A 16,750-nucleotide genomic window follows, 5' to 3' on the forward strand; every position below is an offset into this window, starting at 1 on the left:
TGAGAAAGAACGCTGTTTTTAATGTTTTTTTGAAATAACTCCGCAGGCGATTCGCTTGCCAGAATTACCTGATGGCTCGGTCATTCCGTCATCACCTTGTTCGGTAATAACAAGGGACGAACCATCCATACGCTTAACGAGAGATGTCTTTCCTTCTTTTAACGTGACTTGAGGAACCATATCTGTTCCTGTATACGTCTGATCGTCTTCTACCACAATATTTTTCATATCGCCTAGATGCGGTCCTTTTGGATTTAACAATCCGTGTTTCTTTTTATCAGGATCAAGGTGATTGCCCGCACTTTTAAAGTTAGGAGCTTTGCAAATTCCCATTTCATGAATATGTACGCCGTGTTCGCCAGGTGGAAGTCCGCTTAAGTTGTACGTAAACTCAATTCCATCAGCCTGCTCTTTCAACTTGACTGTACCGATGCTATCTCCATCTGCGTTATAAACTTTGACTTCTTTATTAGATATTTCTTTTTCCATACACCCCGTTAACAAGAAAAAAGGCACGGTTCCAATGAGTAGTAGTTTTTTCATGTTGCCCTCCAATCGCATATGCACTAGCGAAAGTTTTAGATGTCTTTCCATAGATTGTCCAGCAACATATCATTTTAAACGCTTACATTTTATTTGCATTTCATTAAAGTGATTTCTGATTTTCCTGTTCTTTTAGCTTTGCTTCTAACTCCTTCGTTTTTTCTTCTTCTTTTTTAGAAATCTTAATGATTAAACGCCATACTGCAACTGCTGCTAGCACAAAAATCGCCATAGTAGCAAAAGCAGGAATATATTCTCTTTTATCTTCCGGAAAATAAAGCAAAAACATTAAATACATCATGTACAACATCCTTTCATAGAAACGGTAGGGGGGTTTGATTTATACTGGTGATAACAAACATTTTACTTAAAGGAGATCTGGCAATATGACATTTACAATTGGTCAAATGGTTACGGCACTTTATAAAACTGGGAAATATATCGGTGAAATTACACAAGTTCGAGATCTGCATTATGTTGTGCAAATTCAAGCTGTGTTAAAGCATCCAGAACAAGGTGACTTACATAATCCGGGACAAGTAGACGTACCTTTTTTTCACGAGCGAAAAGCACTTTCATTTCGAGAGCAGGCAAATATTCCTCAAAAAATGGTTCATCTCTATGAAGACAGCGTTCCCGATTATAAAGATTCACTAAAAAAAGCACTTGAATTAAAGATAGCTGAGCAACAAGCCAAAGATAGCCCTTTTGCTCAAGCAAGTATTGCCTGTTTAGAAGAGTTAAAAAAAGAGTACGGTATTCATTAAGTAAAAAGCCAAATTCACGTAGAAGTGATTTGGCTTTTATAATGCAAATTTATTTAATACTTTTGAAAAATCGATTCGATCTCCTATGGTCGTTGGCTCTGGTTTTTGAAGGTACCGCTTATCTTTTTCTACAAGCTTAAAGATGTTGAGTGTCGTCATCGCATCATCAAGCGCGCAGTGGTGCTTTCCAGTTCCTTCTTTACCATACTCCTGCACAGCTTTCCAAAGGCCAGTTTGATTTTGATCTCCAAAAAAGCGCTTATACTCCATTGAAAGATCAATTTCTTTACCTGCAAAAGGAAATGGCACCTTATTTTTTTGACAGCACTGCCTTAATACTTTCATATCCATGTTCCCCCATGTAATGATCGTGCTGTGTTTATACATGCCCAGTCGCTGTACAAGCTGCTCTAGCGTAATGCCTTCATTTACTTGATTTTGTTCGATGTGGAGAAATGATTTACAGCGCTCAGTTAATTTTGTAAAGTGTGTAGGCTGTACGTAAGAGGAGAAACGATCAATGATTTCTTGATTTTTAACAAACACCAAACCAACTTCAATGATTTCCGGAAAAAAGCCTTTTGGAAAACCCTTATACTCTGGCATTGTAAATTCAAAATCAATGAATAAATACTGAGAGTTCTTATCCAATATTATCACCCCTTTGTAAAATAAACCGCCCTACTATATTAATGCTATTATAGCACGATTGAACAATCGGAAGGTCTATTTTCTGTTCTTATTTTTAATATTATGAATATTCTAGTTGCTGAATAAAAAGAATACTTTACTACTACTATATTCTAGAGCATGTCTCTATGCGCAGGGTAACTGTCACGAATAGACATAATTTCGCTTATTTTTTTACCTATTTTTTCACTTTTTTATGTATCCGCTCTTCCAAATTCTCTTTAAACTCTAACACGAGTGTGTGAGGTGGCTCCTTCTGGCTCCAAAAGCATACCTCACACCTTCTAGACTAAGCATTCTTATGTTTAAGCTTTAGGCAGAATAGCAAGCGTACATCTGGATATACAGATTAAATTCTCTTCTTCATCTTGAATTTTCACTTCCCAAACCGCTGTTTTTTTTCCTTTATGTAAAGGAACGCCTATAGCTGTAACGATTCCGTCTTTTTTCCCTTTGATATGATTGGCATTAATTTCTAAACCTACGCAAATTTCTTTTTCGAGATCTACACTTTTAATGGCACCTAGACTAGCCACAGTTTCAGCTAACGCCACCGATGCTCCTCCGTGTAAAAGCCCGAATGGCTGACGCGTTCGCTCATCAACAGGCATCGTCGCTTCCACTCTTTGTTCACTCGCACTAATAATCTCAATTCCTAATGCTTCTAACAGCGTATCTTTTGTTTTCATATCCATACCTCCCTTTGTATCTAGTATACAATAAGGGTTTTGCTACAACATATACGAACCCTCTACATATACATAATAAAAATCCCTTTTCTAGGAGGATTCTTATATGAAATCATTTGCTCCCTTGTCTTACTATTGGCCATCGTACTACATGCCTCACCCTTATACATACAGGGTACCTAACTTACCTGAGGCGAACATCGCGACATTTCAGCAATCTCTTAAAGTTATTCCCTCTACCATGCAAAGCGCTACTATCTTTATTCAAAGAGCTAATACTTCGCCAAATTTAATAAAAAAAATAAAAGCTGCTGCTCAAGAATCCAAAATGAGTGAAGTAAAAAAACTCATTCTTTCCACTGGTGTTAAGACAAAAATCGATGTTTTTTATACTCCAGACTATATTAAAATTACGTTTATTCATCCCGATACCCAATTTGACTGCTGTCACGTATCGTTAAATATTAGATGGTAAAATACAAGGAAAAAAGTCTTATTTTCTTCAAAAAAAGATGTACATGTTGTTTCGTTACGAATATTATAATATATGCCATTTTTGTATGTAAAAACAAATTACACGATAATTGTATTTAGGATACAAATATGATATTGTATTTGGAAATATATTTTTTCTTTAGGAGGGATGACATGATGAGACATGTTACGCTAGTAGAAATTTTCACGCATCCTATCGCTCAAAAATATTTAACTCGATCTGGCGTTGCGCATGCTGTATCCGTCGCCTATCATGCGTTTCGTCTATCCGTACAGCATAATGTAAACCCGGATTTAGCTACAAAAGCAGCGCTGCTTCATGATATTGGCCACTACGAATGGTACACAAATGGTCAGTGGGATTATGAGAAGTATCGTCAAAATGATATTCACGCTATTAAAGGGGCTGAACGTGCACATAAATTACTCATTCGTTTAGGTGAGGAACCTCAGGCGGCAAAAGAAATTGCTTTAGCTATTTTACTACACACAGACTCATATTTGCCTGAAGGAACAATTCAACAACGCCCTCTTCAAAAAGTAGTCAAACTAGCTGATGAAGCTGATGAAGAGCCAGGCGGCAAACACCATTACCGTGAATTGGAATATAATCTGGCTGTAAAGAAAATTAAGGAGCTTGATAAGAAAGTGCTTGAACTTCTACATTCCAACCAATTTAAACAGTTAGGCTGACAGGATTAACTCCTTTCATAAGAGTTAATCCTTTTTATTATTTCTCCTCATAATTCCCTGCAAATTACTCATACTACTTATTGATTCTCATTTTTGGTTAGTTAGGAGGAAGAAGAATGTCTAAAAACGCTAGAGGTTACGTGCAAGATTCTTGCACATCATTAAATCAGGCAAAAGCAAGCCTTGAACAAGCTCTTCAAACGGTAGAGAAAGATTCAAATCGTGAACGTATTGAACAATCTCTTCAGGCTGTAGAGCAAGCATTAGGAGCTTGTGACAGCACTGCTTCTACTCTTTCTCAAGCATGAAAAAAGCAGCCGGTTTTGATCGGCTGCTTTTTGTCATTTCATTATATGGCCTCTATTTACAAGATAACTGAGGCTATCCACCCAAAAATAATAAGTGGAATGTTATAGTGAAGAAAAGTTGGTACACACGTATCCCAAATATGATCATGCTGACGATCGACTGCTAATCCAGATGTGGGTCCAAGCGTACTGTCTGAAGCTGGTGAACCAGCGTCTCCAAGCGCTCCCGCTGTACCAACAATACAAATCGTTGCCATTGGACTCATACCAAGTTCTAAGCAAAGAGGAACAAAAATCGTCGCGATAATTGGAATAGTAGAGAAAGAAGAACCAATGCCCATTGTCACTAAAAGCCCGATGACAAGCATAAGAAATGCACCTAGCATTTGGTTGCCGCCAATAAGAGCAACAGAGCCTTTTACAAGCGCTTCTACATCTCCAGTTTCTTGAAGAACTTTTGCAAAACCAGAGGCAGACAGCATAACAAATCCGATGAAAGCCATCATTCTCATTCCGTTCGTTAATACTGGATCTGCTTCATTCCACTTCAAAGCCCCGCTGAAGTAAACGACAACAATCCCTGCAAGCGCTCCGAAAATCATAGAATCTACTAAGAGCTGCACAGTTAAAGCCGCTACAATCGCAAGTAAAGCTACTATAATTCCTCTTGTTGTGTAACCTGTACGCTGCTCTGTGCCTTGATCAATATCAATGTCTTCATAACTGCGCGGCTTGCGGTACGAAATAAACACAGCAAACAATAAGCCCGCTACCATTCCTAAAGCTGGAAGAGCCATCGCCGTAGTAATATCTCCTTTATCAATTGTTAATCCACTTTCTTTGATGTTAGTAAATAAAATGTCGTGATAAATCTTACCGAATCCTGCCGGCAAATACATATAAGGTGTAACCAATCCAAATGTAATCACTGTTGCGACTAATCGGCGATCGATTTCCAACTGATTAAATACTTTTAATAGAGGTGGAATTAATAGCGGAATAAACGCAATGTGAACCGGAATAACGTTTTGGGAAAAACATGAAATAATAAGGATGATCAATAAAATCAGTACTTTTGACAGTGACTTCTTTTTCATTTCTCCTTCTTTCCCTACTATTTTTAACGCTAGCTGAACAACGGCATCAGGCAGCCCTGTCCGCGAAACAGCCATCGCAAATCCTCCAAGCAAAGCATAGCTTAATGCAACAGAAGCACTGTTTCCAAGACCATCTGTGTATATACTTACTGTATCTGTGAGGCTGATACCGCCAACAAGTCCTCCAATTAGCGCTCCGACTGCTAAAGAAAAGACAACGTTGATACGCAATAAGCTCAAAATCAGCATCACGAGCACAGCTATTAATACTGCATTCATTTTGAAACCTCCATTTTTCTTTTTACTTTATCTCATTAAAACATTAGAGAGATAAACAACATGTTCATTATATTAGGTATAGAAAAAAAGTCAATCATCTTATTAAATAAACGTTTGTTTAACTTCTCTACACCCTTAACAATATAAGGATTTTTCTAAATAATCTTTTCTTACTAAAAAGAAAAAACATTATGTAAACATATTAAAAAAGAAGCATCATCGATGCTTCTTTTTACGTTTCTTTCTATCACTGCTATATTTTTTCATTAATTGGCTTCAAATGAACAAACCATTGCAGCTAGTGTTCGCACCATCACGCCTGTTGCACCTGAAGGTCCTAACTCATGAGAAGCAGCGGATGTTGCAGTTCCAGCAATATCCAAGTGAACCCATGGTGTTTGCTCTGCAAACTCACCAATAAAGGTTCCTGCCATAATTGCGTGCCCCTCCCGTCCAGGAGAGTTATTTAAATCTGCTACCTTACTTCCCCGAACACGCTTTTTGTCTCGTTCTGTAATAGGCAGTTCCCAAATCGGTTCGCCTGTCTCAATGCTCGCTTTCGCTATTTGCTGCAATAAAGCGGAATCATTCGTCATTGCCCCAGTTGTATGTGTACCAAGAGCTACAATTACACCACCCGTTAATGTCGCCACGTCTACTAAATAATTTGCTCCGTGGTGTTTGGCATAGGAGATACCATCAGCTAACGCTAAACGCCCTTCAGCATCTGTATTCAGTACTTCTATTGTCTTTCCATTCATTGCTGTAATTACGTCATCTGGCTTAAAAGCACGCGCGCTAATAACGTTGTCAGTTGAGGGAATGACAGCTACTACGTTTTGATGAGGTTTTAATTCTCCAATCGCTTCCATTGCACCAAGAACAGATGCAGCTCCGCCCATATCTGTTTTCATACCTACAATCCCGTCTTTAGATTTAATAGAGTAACCACCTGTGTCAAAAGTAATCCCTTTTCCTACCAACCCAATAACGTCTTCCCATTTTTCTTTTCCTTGATATTTTAGGACAATCATTTTAGGAGGCTCTGCGGAACCTTGATTGACTGCTAACAGTGCGCCCATTCCCAATGTTTCCATCTCTTCTTTTTCTAAAATTTCATATTCAAAACCATATGTATGTGCCATTTCTACTGCATAATTAGCTAAATCTGTAGCCGTTAGCATATTGCTTGGTAAGTTAACAAGGGTGCGCGCTGAGTTTGTTGCTTTTCCATACGTATATCCAACCAAAGCAGATTGTACAACGTCTTTATAAAAAGAAAACAGTTCAATTTTCTCAAGCTGTTTGTTAGGTTCGTTTGATTTCTTTTTGTAGTTTTCAAACTCGTACATAGCAAGCTGTTGAGCTTCTCCTAATAAAGCTGCAGTTTCTTGCTCTGACCACGCTCCTGTATTAAATGTAGAAAGGGCGACCGATGCGTTTGAAATCTTCGCTTCTTTTAACTTTTTAAATAACAGCCCAAAGCTCTCTTTGAGCCCATTTTTAGTTAGCGCTTGCTTTCGTCCGAGTCCTACAAAATAAAGACGTTTTGCTCCTAATTTTCCTAGTGTATGAATCGTTGAAATACGTTTTTCTTGTACACGTATATCCCCTTCTTTAATCAAATGAATGAGCTGTCCACCTAAAGCTTCATCAATTTCTTTTAGAAGGCCTTCAAACTGTTGGTTTTGATTAAATAACCCGATTACGAGCGCTTCTGTTTGATGATCAACACCAAATGTTTCTACATGCGAAAACATAAAATTCCTCCTTTTACGTATAGAGATTTTATTTTTATTTATCATCTGCTTTGTTTAATCTATTCAGCAAGTGGAATATATATCATATTCACCACTGTTTTCATCTATATACATATGATAGCAGAAATACAATTTTTAATCACAGTTCAAAAACCTTAGTTTCACACATATACTTTCATCTACCGCTTTTTTCATCATACGGGTTTAGCTTTTCAGACATTTTAAGTTGAGGGAGGACGTCTCAATGGAGTTATTCTCAAATTTTCCACTTTGGAGTTCATTAATCGCTATTTTCTTTGCTCAATTTATTAAGATTCCCCTTTCTTTTGTAGCTACTAAGAAAATAGACGGCAGCTTATTTTTTAGTACGGGAGGCATGCCAAGCTCTCACTCCGCAGCAGTAACTTCCTTAGCAACTGCCATTGGGCTAGCAGAAGGTCTTAAATCCCCTATTTTTGCTCTCTCCGCTATTTTTGCCATTATTGTTATGTTCGATGCTAAAGGGGTAAGAAGACACGCAGGAGAGCAAGCAACGGTTTTAAATCGTTTGGTTGAAGACTTTCAGCGCGCGGTAAAAGAGGCAAAGCTGTGGACGACCAATGAAGAAGACGAAAAACAAGTGAAGCTAAAAGAGCTGCTTGGACATAAGCCTATTGAAGTTTTCTTTGGAGCCTTAACAGGGATAGCAGTTGCTTTTGTAACATATTATGTATGGCCATAAAACATAAGAAAACACATGAAGAGTTCTTCATGTGTTTCTCGTTTATTTTACCTGCTGGCGAAAAACTTGCATCGACTTCTTTTCATTCAGCATTGTTAACTCTTCTTCAGTTAAGCGGCCGTCCCCTGATTTTACTACATAGACGTTTAATTCTTTTTTACCCCATATGTTGTACACATCGGAAACAGTCTCAAAATATAAATCAAGATGATTGCCTTTAATAGCCCCACCTTTATCTGCTACCACTCCATAGCCATAGCCCGGAATAAACAAGATCGTGCCGATTGGAAATATGGTTAAATCAGCAGCGATGGTTGAATACAAGTCACGTTTTACTTTAACGCCCGAATATGTAATACCATACCCTGGATGATTGGGATTTTTCCCCGTTGATTCGTAACCAGCTGTGTAACCCGTAGCTAATACATTCTTAGTTGGATAACGCGACCAATCAAATGCTTCTTCAATCGTCAGACGCTCTTTGTCATTGCTAGCCGCTTCAGCTCTTAGTGGTTTTAGAAATGATGGCAAGAGCCTTTCATTCATTAGAGGATGCCCTGTACTGTTTATAAAAGGCATATATTTGATGACTGTGGTTATTGGGACGCCGGTAATTGCTTCATATGTTGTAAACAGCGCTCCGACCAGTAGTAGGCACATAATGAATCGCTTTGCTATTTTTCCAATCATTGTGATTTCCACAACTCCTCTCACGAATCTATTTGTTTCCAACATAAAAACAAATTATTCGTTTGGGAGAAGAATTTACATTTAAAACATTTGGTACCCTCTTGTTCGTAAAGATTTGATGGTAATGCCTGAAGCTAGTGCACCTATAAAACCAGCCATTAAAATTGTAATGTCAGCTGTGGCTAAAGATAGCACTTTTATCCCTAGCTGCTGAAAGGAGTGAGCGGGATGTTGAATGTAATCAACAGCTCTTACATCATCAATAATAAAAATAAAAATTACGGGATAAATAATGGCCATAATCCAAGACATACGAAGCAGCATATTTAACAAGAAACCGATTCCAAAAAACAAAACAAAAAACAACAAGATGGAGATAATTAGTACAGGCACACTCATTTCCATTGCTTTTCGCCTCCGTTACTCTTTATACTCTCAGTTTACTTAAGAGTAATGAAGGCGTCAATCACAGAAAAGTAAGTTAATACCAAAAAAAGCAAAAGGCTTAAAGACCTTTTGCTTTTTGTTTTAAAAGAAATTAAATTTTCCTTTTTTCAATACAAGACCTGCTCCGCCTTGAAGGAAAAGCGAGCGATTATCAACAACTTTTTTCATAAAAGATGCGCTTGAACCAAATAGTTTTCGACCATATACAACGCCAATTGCGTCATCATGCCCTAACGAACATACCGTTCCTTTAATATCTGGTTTAAACTCGCTTAATTCTTTTTGCCCTTTCATCAAACGGCTAATATTTTCAGCGCAGGTACCGCCTTGCTGCATAGCGATTTGAGCTGTTGGTGGATAAGGACGTTCTGTTTCAGGGTTAATCATTAGTGAACAATCTCCAATAACGAACACATCTTCGTGCCCTGGTGCCAGCAAGCTATTACTTACTTTTACACGTCCGCGCATGTTCTCAAATCCAGCTTTCTCAATCAGATGACTGCCTCGAACACCTGCAGCCCATACAACTGTTGCTGATTTGATTTCTTCTACTTGGTCATCTTTTGATACAATAATTCCTTCTTCTGTACACTCTTTAATCGCTGTTCCGATCTTGAACTCGATTCCTTTTCGTTCTAGTTGTGTTACCGCATATTCTACAAGTTCTGGATCAAAACCTGGTAAAGCCGTAGGCGCTGCTTCTACACAAATAACGCGTACTTTTTCACGCGGAATATCAAACTCTTTGCAAAGCTGAGGGACTCGATTTGCTAATTCTCCCACAAATTCAATGCCGGTAAAGCCAGCACCCCCAACAATAATTGTCAGAAGTTCGTCTCTTTTTTCCACTTCATTGTTGTACGTCGCAAACACATAATCAATATGCTCACGAATTTGACGTGCTGCATTAATGCTCGTAATGGTAAATGCATGTTCTTTTAAACCCTTAATTCCGAAAGTTTCTGCTTCATACCCTAAAGCAACAACTAAATAATCGTACGTTAGCTCACTGTTTTCAAGAAGAACACGCTTTTCATCTAACTTAATATCTACGACCGTGTCTTTGATAAATGTAACCTTATTTGTGTTAATTAAATTTTTAACAGGAACACGAGAGCGATCTTGATGAATTGTACCTGCTGATACTTCATGAAGCCATGTCGTTTCGTAATGGTAATCGTTTTTATTTACCAAAACAATTTCTGCATCGCTAGCACCCAGTTTCTTTTGTAAATTAACAATTGTCATAATGCCGCCATACCCGGCACCCAAAATGACGATTTTAGGCTTTTTCATAGGAATGTCATCCACCTTTTTTAGTTATAGTCACAAGTATGTCTTACAAATATAATGATAAGAGCAATTTTATTTGGTTTGCTTTTTTGTGTTAGTTTGAGCAAGAACGATCATCGCTATCCATTTATTATTCATATAAGAAAAATAATGTGAATCACTTCACGTTCTTTTTTAAAAAAATACATTTTTTCTTTTTTAAAAAAATGTAAGCATAAGTCCTAGCTTGATTTACACAAACATCTTATGCTTTTTTCATCGGTTTTTCAACCCTTCACTTTGTATTTACAAGCTTTTAAATTTTCAATTACTTTCCTGTATACCCAGTTTTATATTTGACCAAAACGTGCGGTTATGTTAATGATTGCAAATACTGATCTTTAAGTTGAGAAAGTTTCTCAAACATTCCAGCGTGTTTTAATGATATTTTATAATTTACTATGCTATCATAAAGTAGAATATGCATTGGCACAGAACAATCTAGAGGTGATTATAAATGAAAGAAGATAAACAAGTATATGATATTACCATCATCGGAGGCGGCCCTACAGGCTTATTTACAGCATTTTATGGCGGTATGCGTCAGGCGAGCGTAAAAATTATTGAAAGCTTACCACAGCTTGGTGGACAGCTTTCTGCTTTATATCCTGAAAAATATATTTATGACGTAGCTGGTTTTCCAAAAGTACGCGCTCAAGAATTAGTCAATAACCTAAAAGAGCAAATGGATCAATTTAAACCTGCAGTTGCGCTAGAGCAAGCAGTAGAAAAGGTAGAAAAACAAGCGGACGGCGTGTTTCGTTTAACTACTAATTCTGAAGTCCACTATTCAAAAACAATTATTATTACGGCTGGAAACGGTGCATTTAAGCCCCGTAAAATCGAGCTAGAAAACGCAGAACAGTTCGAGCAAACGAACCTTCATTATTTTGTGGATGATATGAATAAATTCAAAGGCCGCAAAGTATTAGTATGCGGGGGCGGGGATTCTGCTGTCGACTGGTCTCTTATGTTAGAGCCGATCGCAGAAAAAGTAACGTTAACGCATCGCCGAGACAAGTTCCGCGCTCATGAACATAGCGTAGAAAACTTGCATAATTCATCAGTTGATATTAAAACACCATATGTACCGGTTGAATTTATTGGGGATGACCGTATTACACAAGTTGTGTTAGAAAATACAAAAGGTGAAGAAAAGACAGTAGTAGACGTAGATGATGTTATTGTAAACTTTGGATTTGTTTCTTCTCTAGGTCCGATTAAAGAATGGGACTTAGATTTAGAGAAAAATGCAATTGTTGTTAACTCAAAGCAAGAAACAAACATTCCTGGCATCTATGCAGCAGGTGATGTCTGCACATATGATGGAAAAGTAAAACTCATCGTGGCAGGATTTGGCGAAGGTCCGACTGCCGTTAATAACGCTAAGGCATACATTGATCCAAAGGCTCGCTTACAGCCTATGCACAGTACGTCAATGTTCTCATAAAAAAAGCAGGCTCTCGCCTGCTTTTTTTCATTGCTGGATTGGTGTAACCATTCGATGAATGATTTCACTCATCATTTCCGCATCACTGCTTATTAAACAGATTTCATAAAAGGAATGGTTTCCTTCTTGACTAGTTACGCTCATTCTGTAGGCCTTCAAACCTTCGAGCTTGCTTAAATATTTTACTACCTCTGATTGACCGGCAATACGTTCAATCAGCAGAATATGCTCTCCTTCAACTGCTCCGTAGCTTTCAGCCAGAGATGCATTAGCATTTTCATAATAGCGAATGTATGGTTCAGAATGGTTAAGAGGCGCAGAGGACGAGTTTTGATGACAGGCTTCACCTGAGGAAAAAGGCAAATGCTGAACGAATAAATGCGATTCACTGAAGTGAATACTTTTTGCATTCTTAGACTCCATTTTGCTACTTTCAAGTTTTAACCAGTTTATAAACCCCTTCCATAGAATAGGCAGGGTGTTTTTTTTGCGAAAACTTCCGTAACCCCCTACTTGTTCCGCGTCGTAACGAGTCGCATCTATCAAATCCGTTCATCTCCTCTTTTTTATTGAGTATAAAAAAGACTGATTATTCAGTCAACAGGTTTGACAGATGATGTAACATACAAAAATTTCTCACTAAAAAAGCTTTCTTCACCGGATGAGGTGAAGAAAGCTTCTTGATAAAAATATATTTAGCACTCTTCAGGAGCACCTGCGTTGCTTGCTGTACGGAAAGAAGAGCCGCAGCCGCATGCTGCAATGGCGTTCGGGTTATCAATTGTAAACCCTCCGCCTAGCATAGATTGCTTGTAATCAATTTTTACATCTTTTAAAATTGGAGCACTTTCGCTATCTACAAGAATCTTGATGCCATGTTGTTCAAACAGCGTATCGTTTTTATTTACTTCGTGAGCAAAACCCATGCCGTAAGAAAGACCTGAACAGCCTCCTCCATTTACATTAACACGTAAATAAGCATTTTCTTCTTCATGTTCTTTCATCATATCTTTTATTTGAAAGCTTGCAGCTTCTGTAATTGTTAGGATATCTTGACTCATTTTTAAACAGACCTCCTTTTTTGTTTAGTATACGACGAAATGGCTGTGACGACAAATCGTCTGCTTCTTCATTTTTTAATAATAATACGTGCCGTCACAAATCACATTGGCTGGACCTGTCATTAATACATTGCCTTTATTTTGCCAAACAATCGTTAAATCTCCTCCAGCGAGGTGTACCACGGTAGGGACATCTTTTTTCGTCTTCTCATTTAACACAGATGAAACAACGGCAGCGCATGCTCCTGTTCCACATGCTTGAGTGATACCCGAACCTCTTTCCCATACACGAAAGTTCAGCTCTCTTTCGTTCACTACCTCGACAAATTCAACGTTCACTCCTTCTGGAAAACGCGAATCTTTTTCCACCACGGGTCCTAATGTAGTAAGAGGCGCTTGTTCAATATCATTTACGTAAAAGACGACGTGAGGATTTCCCATTGATACAGCCGTCCCTTTTAACCGTTCTTTTCCAAATTCCATCTCTTCATTAACGACCTGGTCTTGTCTTGCTCCCGTCATTGGAATTTGTTCTCTAGCTAAAATAGGCGCTCCCATATCGATTGTCACTTCTGGAACTTCATTTCCCTGCGGATGCACCGTTGCTTCTACAACTCCAGAAAGCGTTTCGATAAAAAATCTTTCGCTTGTTACTAAATTATGTTCATATGCATATTTAGCTACACATCTTAAACCGTTTCCGCAGTTTTTTGCTTCCGAGCCGTCATTATTAAATACGCGCATTTTCACATCTGCACGTTCAGATGGACAAATAAGAATCATTCCATCCGATCCAATTCCCGTATAAACATTTGAGACTTTTACAGCAAGCGGTGCTAACTCTTGCTCTTCTATATGTTCTTCAAACATATTTACGTAGATATAGTTGTTGCCAAGTGCATGCATTTTTGTAAACTGAAATTCTTTCATATTATCACCCATTATTTTTTTATGTAGCTCTAGTATAAAGTGATTCTCTTTTGTACACAATAATATCATCCCCCGTTTTTTTAGCTCCTTAATCATAAAGATTAAGGGGTTTTTTATTTTGTCCTCCTTTGGAGTATTAAAAAACAAAAGAAGCATTATGATTGCAAAGAGGATGGTTGAAGCACAGATATTTGCGCAAAAGCGCATAAAAAAGCACGGCAAGACTAGCCGTGCTTACATCATCTATTCTATTAGCCTCATGTCCCTCTCCTGATAAAAAGAGATACGACAGCGGGGATAGTTTAAAACATTGGATTTTCTTCTAAATGAATGTAAATATTATCCACTAACTGTTCAGGTGTTTCCGCTGTAACAATCTCTCCGTTTACCAAGGCAAATAAAGATTGTGAACATTTCCCGCAATAACCTAAACATCCGTATTCAATAATATCTAGATTTGGATCTTTTTCAAGCTTTTCTAAAGCTGTTTGAGAACCACTGGCTAAATTGCTAACGCAAAATTCAATAATTGGCTGTATCACGTTTTTCACCTCTCTACTATTAGTTTATCCTATCTCCTTTCATTTTCAACGTCAACTTTGGAAATTCACGTTCATTTTGCGCACGCTTTTTAGCTTCACAAACTTTTTCAAAAAAAGTATAAATAAAGCTTTATTACAGGGATAGCTTGAAATTATGTTGAAACATATTGTGGTTTTTTATTAATTTAGTTATACTTTTATGTATAGAAAACCAAACGAGGTTATATTAAATTATTATTTAAGTAAAATATGTTATCTTATATAGCCTTTCATATCTTTTTGGCAACCATCCTTATTAACGGTAATTTGTACTCTCTTATTCTTAAAAGCAAGAATAATAGAGAGAAAACAAAAATGCATGAAGCTAAAGGGGAAATTCACATGAAGAACCTTGTCATACTGGGCGGCGGATACGGTGGTATGCGCGTTTTGCAGCGCCTTTTTCCGAATCAATTGCCTAACGATGTAGAAGTAACGCTTATTGACAAAGCACCTTATCACTCACTAAAAACTGAATTCTATGCACTTGCAGCTGGAACAATCTCTGATCAGCATGTTCGTGTTGCTTTTCCTGAACACCCTCGCTTAAAAATTCGCTACGGCTGTGTAAAACGCATAGACCTGAAAGAGAAATGCGTCTATGTGGATGATCAAATGATCGCTTATGATGACCTGATTGTAGGACTCGGATGCGAAGATAAATATCATGGAGTTCCCGGAGCTCTTGAGCATACATACAGCATTCAATCCATTGATGCTTCACGAGCAACTTATCAGACATTAAACAACTTGCCAGCCCACGCTACTGTTTCAATTGTAGGAGCTGGATTAAGCGGAGTAGAACTAGCAAGCGAGCTAAGAGAAAGCCGCCCGGATTTAAAAATCATCTTATTTGACCGCGGTAAATTAATTTTATCTGCTTTCCCAGAACGTTTAAGTAATTACGTTCAAACTTGGTTTACTTCAAACGGTGTTGAAATCGTAAATAGTGCTAATATTACAAAAGTAGAACCGAACATTCTTTACAATCATGATGAGCCCATTCAAAGCGATGCAATCGTTTGGACAGCAGGTATCCAGCCAAATAAAGTGGTACGCGATCTAGACGTAGACAAAGATCCTCAAGGACGCGTCGTATTAACGAAATACCATAACTTGCCTGACGATGAAAATGTCTACATTTTAGGTGATTGTGCAAGCCTACCTCATGCACCAAGCGCTCAGCTGGCAGAAGGTCAGGCTGAACAAATTGTGCAAGTACTTCTTCATCGCTGGAAAGGCGAAGCGCTTCCAGATGAATTGCCAACTATTAAATTAAAAGGCATACTTGGTTCATTAGGCAAAAAGCATGGATTTGGCTTAGTTGCCGAACGTCCAATTACAGGACGCGTAGCTCGATTATTAAAATCAGGTATTCTTTGGATGTATAAACACCATAGTGGATAAAATAAAAGCCGTTAGATGACTGACAATCTAACGGCTTTTTTCATCATGAAGCGCAGAAACCATACTTCTCCATTTCCTCAAATACGCGCTTTAATTTCGGATTGCCTTCCCCAACAATTTCTCCATTAATAACCACTACAGGATAGAATAAATCTTCCTCAATCACACGCTTGGCAAAGGCTGCTTTTTCCGGATCCGTATGCGGCTCGTTTATATCTACATATGTGATAGCAAACGGCTGGTTCGGATATTTGCGAGAAATCGCTGCCTCTAGCCAATCATAGGTGTCTTTTGAAGACGGCAGATTAACACAGCTTGCACAAACAATTTCCGCTCCATAAATACACACTTCTACCTCAGTTGATTGCATAGCACATCCCCCTTGAATCTTTACATACAAACTGTACGATTATTCACACTTTTACTTCATTATGAATACTATTTTACACAAAACTGATTCATTGCACATCTTTTTCTTTTAAGGTAACATTACGGTGTATACTCCGATAGATTTTTCATGAAAGACCGTTTATAATAAGAGTAGAAGAAAGGAGTCGATAGTTATGTCAGAAATGCACGAGCAAGTTCAAGAAGTATTAGAAAAACTTCGTCCGTTTTTACTTCGCGACGGTGGAGACTGTGAGCTAGTAGACGTAGAGGATGGTATTGTAAAGTTACGTCTTTTAGGCGCTTGCGGAAGCTGCCCAAGTTCAACAATCACGCTAAAAGCTGGTATCGAACGTGCCCTTTTAGAAGAAGTACCTGGTGTAGTTGAAGTAGAACAAGTATTCTAATCTCTTTGATTTTATT

The 16,750-nt window shown here is 38.0% G+C and carries 22 protein-coding genes; 8 read left to right on the forward strand and 14 right to left on the reverse strand.

The window, feature by feature from the left end:
• Window positions 1-18: 18 nt before the first annotated feature.
• The gene (locus AC2YJL_RS21005) at window positions 19-543 is read right to left on the reverse strand and encodes a superoxide dismutase family protein (protein WP_013059604.1); all 525 of its coding nucleotides are present in this window, start codon (window positions 541-543) and stop codon (window positions 19-21) included.
• 103 nt (window positions 544-646) lie between these two features.
• On the reverse strand, window positions 647-844 hold the full coding sequence (locus AC2YJL_RS21010) for a hypothetical protein (RefSeq protein WP_230933842.1): 198 nt from the start codon (window positions 842-844) through the stop codon (window positions 647-649).
• Between the two features lie 85 nt (window positions 845-929).
• Between AC2YJL_RS21010 and kapB the strand changes: the two genes are divergently transcribed.
• Entirely contained in the window at window positions 930-1,310 is a 381-nt protein-coding gene (gene kapB, locus AC2YJL_RS21015) for a kinase-associated lipoprotein KapB (protein WP_251568975.1), read from the forward strand.
• Between the two features lie 36 nt (window positions 1,311-1,346).
• Here the strand turns inward: kapB and kapD are convergent, their stop codons facing one another.
• Together kapD and AC2YJL_RS21025 are read right to left on the reverse strand one after the other, a co-directional pair.
• Window positions 1,347-1,961, reverse strand: a complete 615-nt coding sequence (gene kapD / locus AC2YJL_RS21020) for a 3'-5' exonuclease KapD (RefSeq protein WP_013059607.1) — start codon at window positions 1,959-1,961, stop codon at window positions 1,347-1,349.
• Between the two features lie 344 nt (window positions 1,962-2,305).
• On the reverse strand, window positions 2,306-2,689 hold the full coding sequence (locus tag AC2YJL_RS21025; protein WP_013059608.1) for a hotdog fold thioesterase: 384 nt from the start codon (window positions 2,687-2,689) through the stop codon (window positions 2,306-2,308).
• A 106-nt stretch (window positions 2,690-2,795) separates the two neighbouring features.
• Here AC2YJL_RS21025 and AC2YJL_RS21030 point away from each other — a divergent pair, with 106 nt between their 5' ends.
• From AC2YJL_RS21030 to AC2YJL_RS21040, 3 genes are all read left to right on the forward strand, one after another.
• Window positions 2,796-3,164, forward strand: coding sequence for a YuzC family spore coat inner layer protein (locus tag AC2YJL_RS21030; protein ID WP_028412615.1), 369 nt, complete (start codon window positions 2,796-2,798; stop codon window positions 3,162-3,164).
• Between the two features lie 176 nt (window positions 3,165-3,340).
• Window positions 3,341-3,877, forward strand: a complete 537-nt coding sequence (locus tag AC2YJL_RS21035; RefSeq protein WP_028409590.1) for an HD domain-containing protein — start codon at window positions 3,341-3,343, stop codon at window positions 3,875-3,877.
• Window positions 3,878-3,993: 116 nt separating this feature from the next.
• The gene (locus tag AC2YJL_RS21040; RefSeq protein WP_013059611.1) at window positions 3,994-4,185 is read left to right on the forward strand and encodes a hypothetical protein; all 192 of its coding nucleotides are present in this window, start codon (window positions 3,994-3,996) and stop codon (window positions 4,183-4,185) included.
• 56 nt (window positions 4,186-4,241) lie between these two features.
• On the opposite strand, the gene AC2YJL_RS21045 is transcribed toward AC2YJL_RS21040, so the two are convergent.
• Both AC2YJL_RS21045 and AC2YJL_RS21050 read right to left on the reverse strand, forming a co-directional pair.
• The gene (locus AC2YJL_RS21045) at window positions 4,242-5,561 is read right to left on the reverse strand and encodes a Na+/H+ antiporter family protein (RefSeq protein WP_251568974.1); all 1,320 of its coding nucleotides are present in this window, start codon (window positions 5,559-5,561) and stop codon (window positions 4,242-4,244) included.
• 266 nt (window positions 5,562-5,827) lie between these two features.
• The gene (locus AC2YJL_RS21050) at window positions 5,828-7,321 is read right to left on the reverse strand and encodes a leucyl aminopeptidase (protein WP_230933754.1); all 1,494 of its coding nucleotides are present in this window, start codon (window positions 7,319-7,321) and stop codon (window positions 5,828-5,830) included.
• Window positions 7,322-7,565: 244 nt separating this feature from the next.
• On the opposite strand from AC2YJL_RS21050, the gene AC2YJL_RS21055 reads away from it, so the two are divergent.
• Complete coding sequence (locus AC2YJL_RS21055; RefSeq protein WP_013085319.1) at window positions 7,566-8,042, forward strand: divergent PAP2 family protein; 477 nt, start codon at window positions 7,566-7,568, stop codon at window positions 8,040-8,042.
• 42 nt (window positions 8,043-8,084) lie between these two features.
• Here the strand turns inward: AC2YJL_RS21055 and AC2YJL_RS21060 are convergent, their stop codons facing one another.
• The 3 genes from AC2YJL_RS21060 to AC2YJL_RS21070 all read right to left on the reverse strand — a co-directional run bounded on the left by AC2YJL_RS21060 (window position 8,085) and on the right by AC2YJL_RS21070 (window position 10,475).
• Window positions 8,085-8,732: a 3D domain-containing protein gene (locus AC2YJL_RS21060; RefSeq protein ID WP_013085320.1), complete on the reverse strand. Its 648-nt coding sequence runs from the start codon at window positions 8,730-8,732 to the stop codon at window positions 8,085-8,087.
• Window positions 8,733-8,813: 81 nt separating this feature from the next.
• A complete protein-coding gene (locus tag AC2YJL_RS21065; RefSeq protein WP_230933755.1) occupies window positions 8,814-9,137 on the reverse strand; it encodes a YuiB family protein in 324 nt (107 codons plus the stop codon).
• 123 nt (window positions 9,138-9,260) lie between these two features.
• Entirely contained in the window at window positions 9,261-10,475 is a 1,215-nt protein-coding gene (locus tag AC2YJL_RS21070) for an NAD(P)/FAD-dependent oxidoreductase (RefSeq protein ID WP_033580456.1), read from the reverse strand.
• Window positions 10,476-10,968: 493 nt separating this feature from the next.
• On the opposite strand from AC2YJL_RS21070, the gene AC2YJL_RS21075 reads away from it, so the two are divergent.
• Window positions 10,969-11,961 carry an NAD(P)/FAD-dependent oxidoreductase gene (locus AC2YJL_RS21075; protein WP_013059618.1) on the forward strand — a complete coding sequence of 331 codons (993 nt, stop codon included), beginning with the start codon at window positions 10,969-10,971 and terminating at the stop codon, window positions 11,959-11,961.
• Between the two features lie 27 nt (window positions 11,962-11,988).
• Here AC2YJL_RS21075 and AC2YJL_RS21080 read toward each other — a convergent pair whose 3' ends face one another.
• From AC2YJL_RS21080 to AC2YJL_RS21095, 4 genes are all read right to left on the reverse strand, one after another.
• Entirely contained in the window at window positions 11,989-12,507 is a 519-nt protein-coding gene (locus AC2YJL_RS21080; protein WP_216143401.1) for a hypothetical protein, read from the reverse strand.
• A gap of 149 nt (window positions 12,508-12,656) precedes the next feature.
• Entirely contained in the window at window positions 12,657-13,022 is a 366-nt protein-coding gene (locus tag AC2YJL_RS21085) for a HesB/IscA family protein (RefSeq protein ID WP_216143400.1), read from the reverse strand.
• 75 nt (window positions 13,023-13,097) lie between these two features.
• On the reverse strand, window positions 13,098-13,952 hold the full coding sequence (dapF, locus tag AC2YJL_RS21090) for a diaminopimelate epimerase (RefSeq protein ID WP_251568973.1): 855 nt from the start codon (window positions 13,950-13,952) through the stop codon (window positions 13,098-13,100).
• A 302-nt stretch (window positions 13,953-14,254) separates the two neighbouring features.
• Window positions 14,255-14,494: a YuzB family protein gene (locus tag AC2YJL_RS21095; protein ID WP_013059622.1), complete on the reverse strand. Its 240-nt coding sequence runs from the start codon at window positions 14,492-14,494 to the stop codon at window positions 14,255-14,257.
• Window positions 14,495-14,875: 381 nt separating this feature from the next.
• On the opposite strand from AC2YJL_RS21095, the gene AC2YJL_RS21100 reads away from it, so the two are divergent.
• Complete coding sequence (locus AC2YJL_RS21100) at window positions 14,876-15,940, forward strand: NAD(P)/FAD-dependent oxidoreductase (protein ID WP_028409598.1); 1,065 nt, start codon at window positions 14,876-14,878, stop codon at window positions 15,938-15,940.
• A 43-nt stretch (window positions 15,941-15,983) separates the two neighbouring features.
• Here AC2YJL_RS21100 and AC2YJL_RS21105 read toward each other — a convergent pair whose 3' ends face one another.
• Window positions 15,984-16,310, reverse strand: a complete 327-nt coding sequence (locus tag AC2YJL_RS21105; RefSeq protein ID WP_013059624.1) for a YuzD family protein — start codon at window positions 16,308-16,310, stop codon at window positions 15,984-15,986.
• 193 nt (window positions 16,311-16,503) lie between these two features.
• Between AC2YJL_RS21105 and AC2YJL_RS21110 the strand changes: the two genes are divergently transcribed.
• Window positions 16,504-16,734, forward strand: a complete 231-nt coding sequence (locus AC2YJL_RS21110) for a NifU family protein (protein ID WP_013059625.1) — start codon at window positions 16,504-16,506, stop codon at window positions 16,732-16,734.
• Window positions 16,735-16,750 lie beyond the last annotated feature (16 nt).

Source organism: Priestia sp. SRI_019 (assembly GCF_057586255.1).

Bases quoted from the DNA above. Each gene is read 5' to 3' on its own strand.
- AC2YJL_RS21005 (WP_013059604.1), bottom strand. From the start codon at position 543: ATGAAAAAACTACTACTCATTGGAACCGTGCCTTTTTTCTTGTTAACG.
- AC2YJL_RS21010 (WP_230933842.1), bottom strand. From the start codon at position 844: ATGATGTATTTAATGTTTTTGCTTTATTTTCCGGAAGATAAAAGAGAA.
- kapB (WP_251568975.1), top strand. From the start codon at position 930: ATGACATTTACAATTGGTCAAATGGTTACGGCACTTTATAAAACTGGG.
- AC2YJL_RS21025 (WP_013059608.1), bottom strand. From the start codon at position 2,689: ATGAAAACAAAAGATACGCTGTTAGAAGCATTAGGAATTGAGATTATT.
- AC2YJL_RS21030 (WP_028412615.1), top strand. From the start codon at position 2,796: ATGAAATCATTTGCTCCCTTGTCTTACTATTGGCCATCGTACTACATG.
- AC2YJL_RS21035 (WP_028409590.1), top strand. From the start codon at position 3,341: ATGAGACATGTTACGCTAGTAGAAATTTTCACGCATCCTATCGCTCAA.
- AC2YJL_RS21040 (WP_013059611.1), top strand. From the start codon at position 3,994: ATGTCTAAAAACGCTAGAGGTTACGTGCAAGATTCTTGCACATCATTA.
- AC2YJL_RS21045 (WP_251568974.1), bottom strand. From the start codon at position 5,561: ATGAATGCAGTATTAATAGCTGTGCTCGTGATGCTGATTTTGAGCTTA.
- AC2YJL_RS21050 (WP_230933754.1), bottom strand. From the start codon at position 7,321: ATGTTTTCGCATGTAGAAACATTTGGTGTTGATCATCAAACAGAAGCG.
- AC2YJL_RS21055 (WP_013085319.1), top strand. From the start codon at position 7,566: ATGGAGTTATTCTCAAATTTTCCACTTTGGAGTTCATTAATCGCTATT.
- AC2YJL_RS21060 (WP_013085320.1), bottom strand. From the start codon at position 8,732: ATGATTGGAAAAATAGCAAAGCGATTCATTATGTGCCTACTACTGGTC.
- AC2YJL_RS21065 (WP_230933755.1), bottom strand. From the start codon at position 9,137: ATGGAAATGAGTGTGCCTGTACTAATTATCTCCATCTTGTTGTTTTTT.
- AC2YJL_RS21070 (WP_033580456.1), bottom strand. From the start codon at position 10,475: ATGAAAAAGCCTAAAATCGTCATTTTGGGTGCCGGGTATGGCGGCATT.
- AC2YJL_RS21075 (WP_013059618.1), top strand. From the start codon at position 10,969: ATGAAAGAAGATAAACAAGTATATGATATTACCATCATCGGAGGCGGC.
- AC2YJL_RS21085 (WP_216143400.1), bottom strand. From the start codon at position 13,022: ATGAGTCAAGATATCCTAACAATTACAGAAGCTGCAAGCTTTCAAATA.
- dapF (WP_251568973.1), bottom strand. From the start codon at position 13,952: ATGAAAGAATTTCAGTTTACAAAAATGCATGCACTTGGCAACAACTAT.
- AC2YJL_RS21100 (WP_028409598.1), top strand. From the start codon at position 14,876: ATGAAGAACCTTGTCATACTGGGCGGCGGATACGGTGGTATGCGCGTT.
- AC2YJL_RS21105 (WP_013059624.1), bottom strand. From the start codon at position 16,310: ATGCAATCAACTGAGGTAGAAGTGTGTATTTATGGAGCGGAAATTGTT.
- AC2YJL_RS21110 (WP_013059625.1), top strand. From the start codon at position 16,504: ATGTCAGAAATGCACGAGCAAGTTCAAGAAGTATTAGAAAAACTTCGT.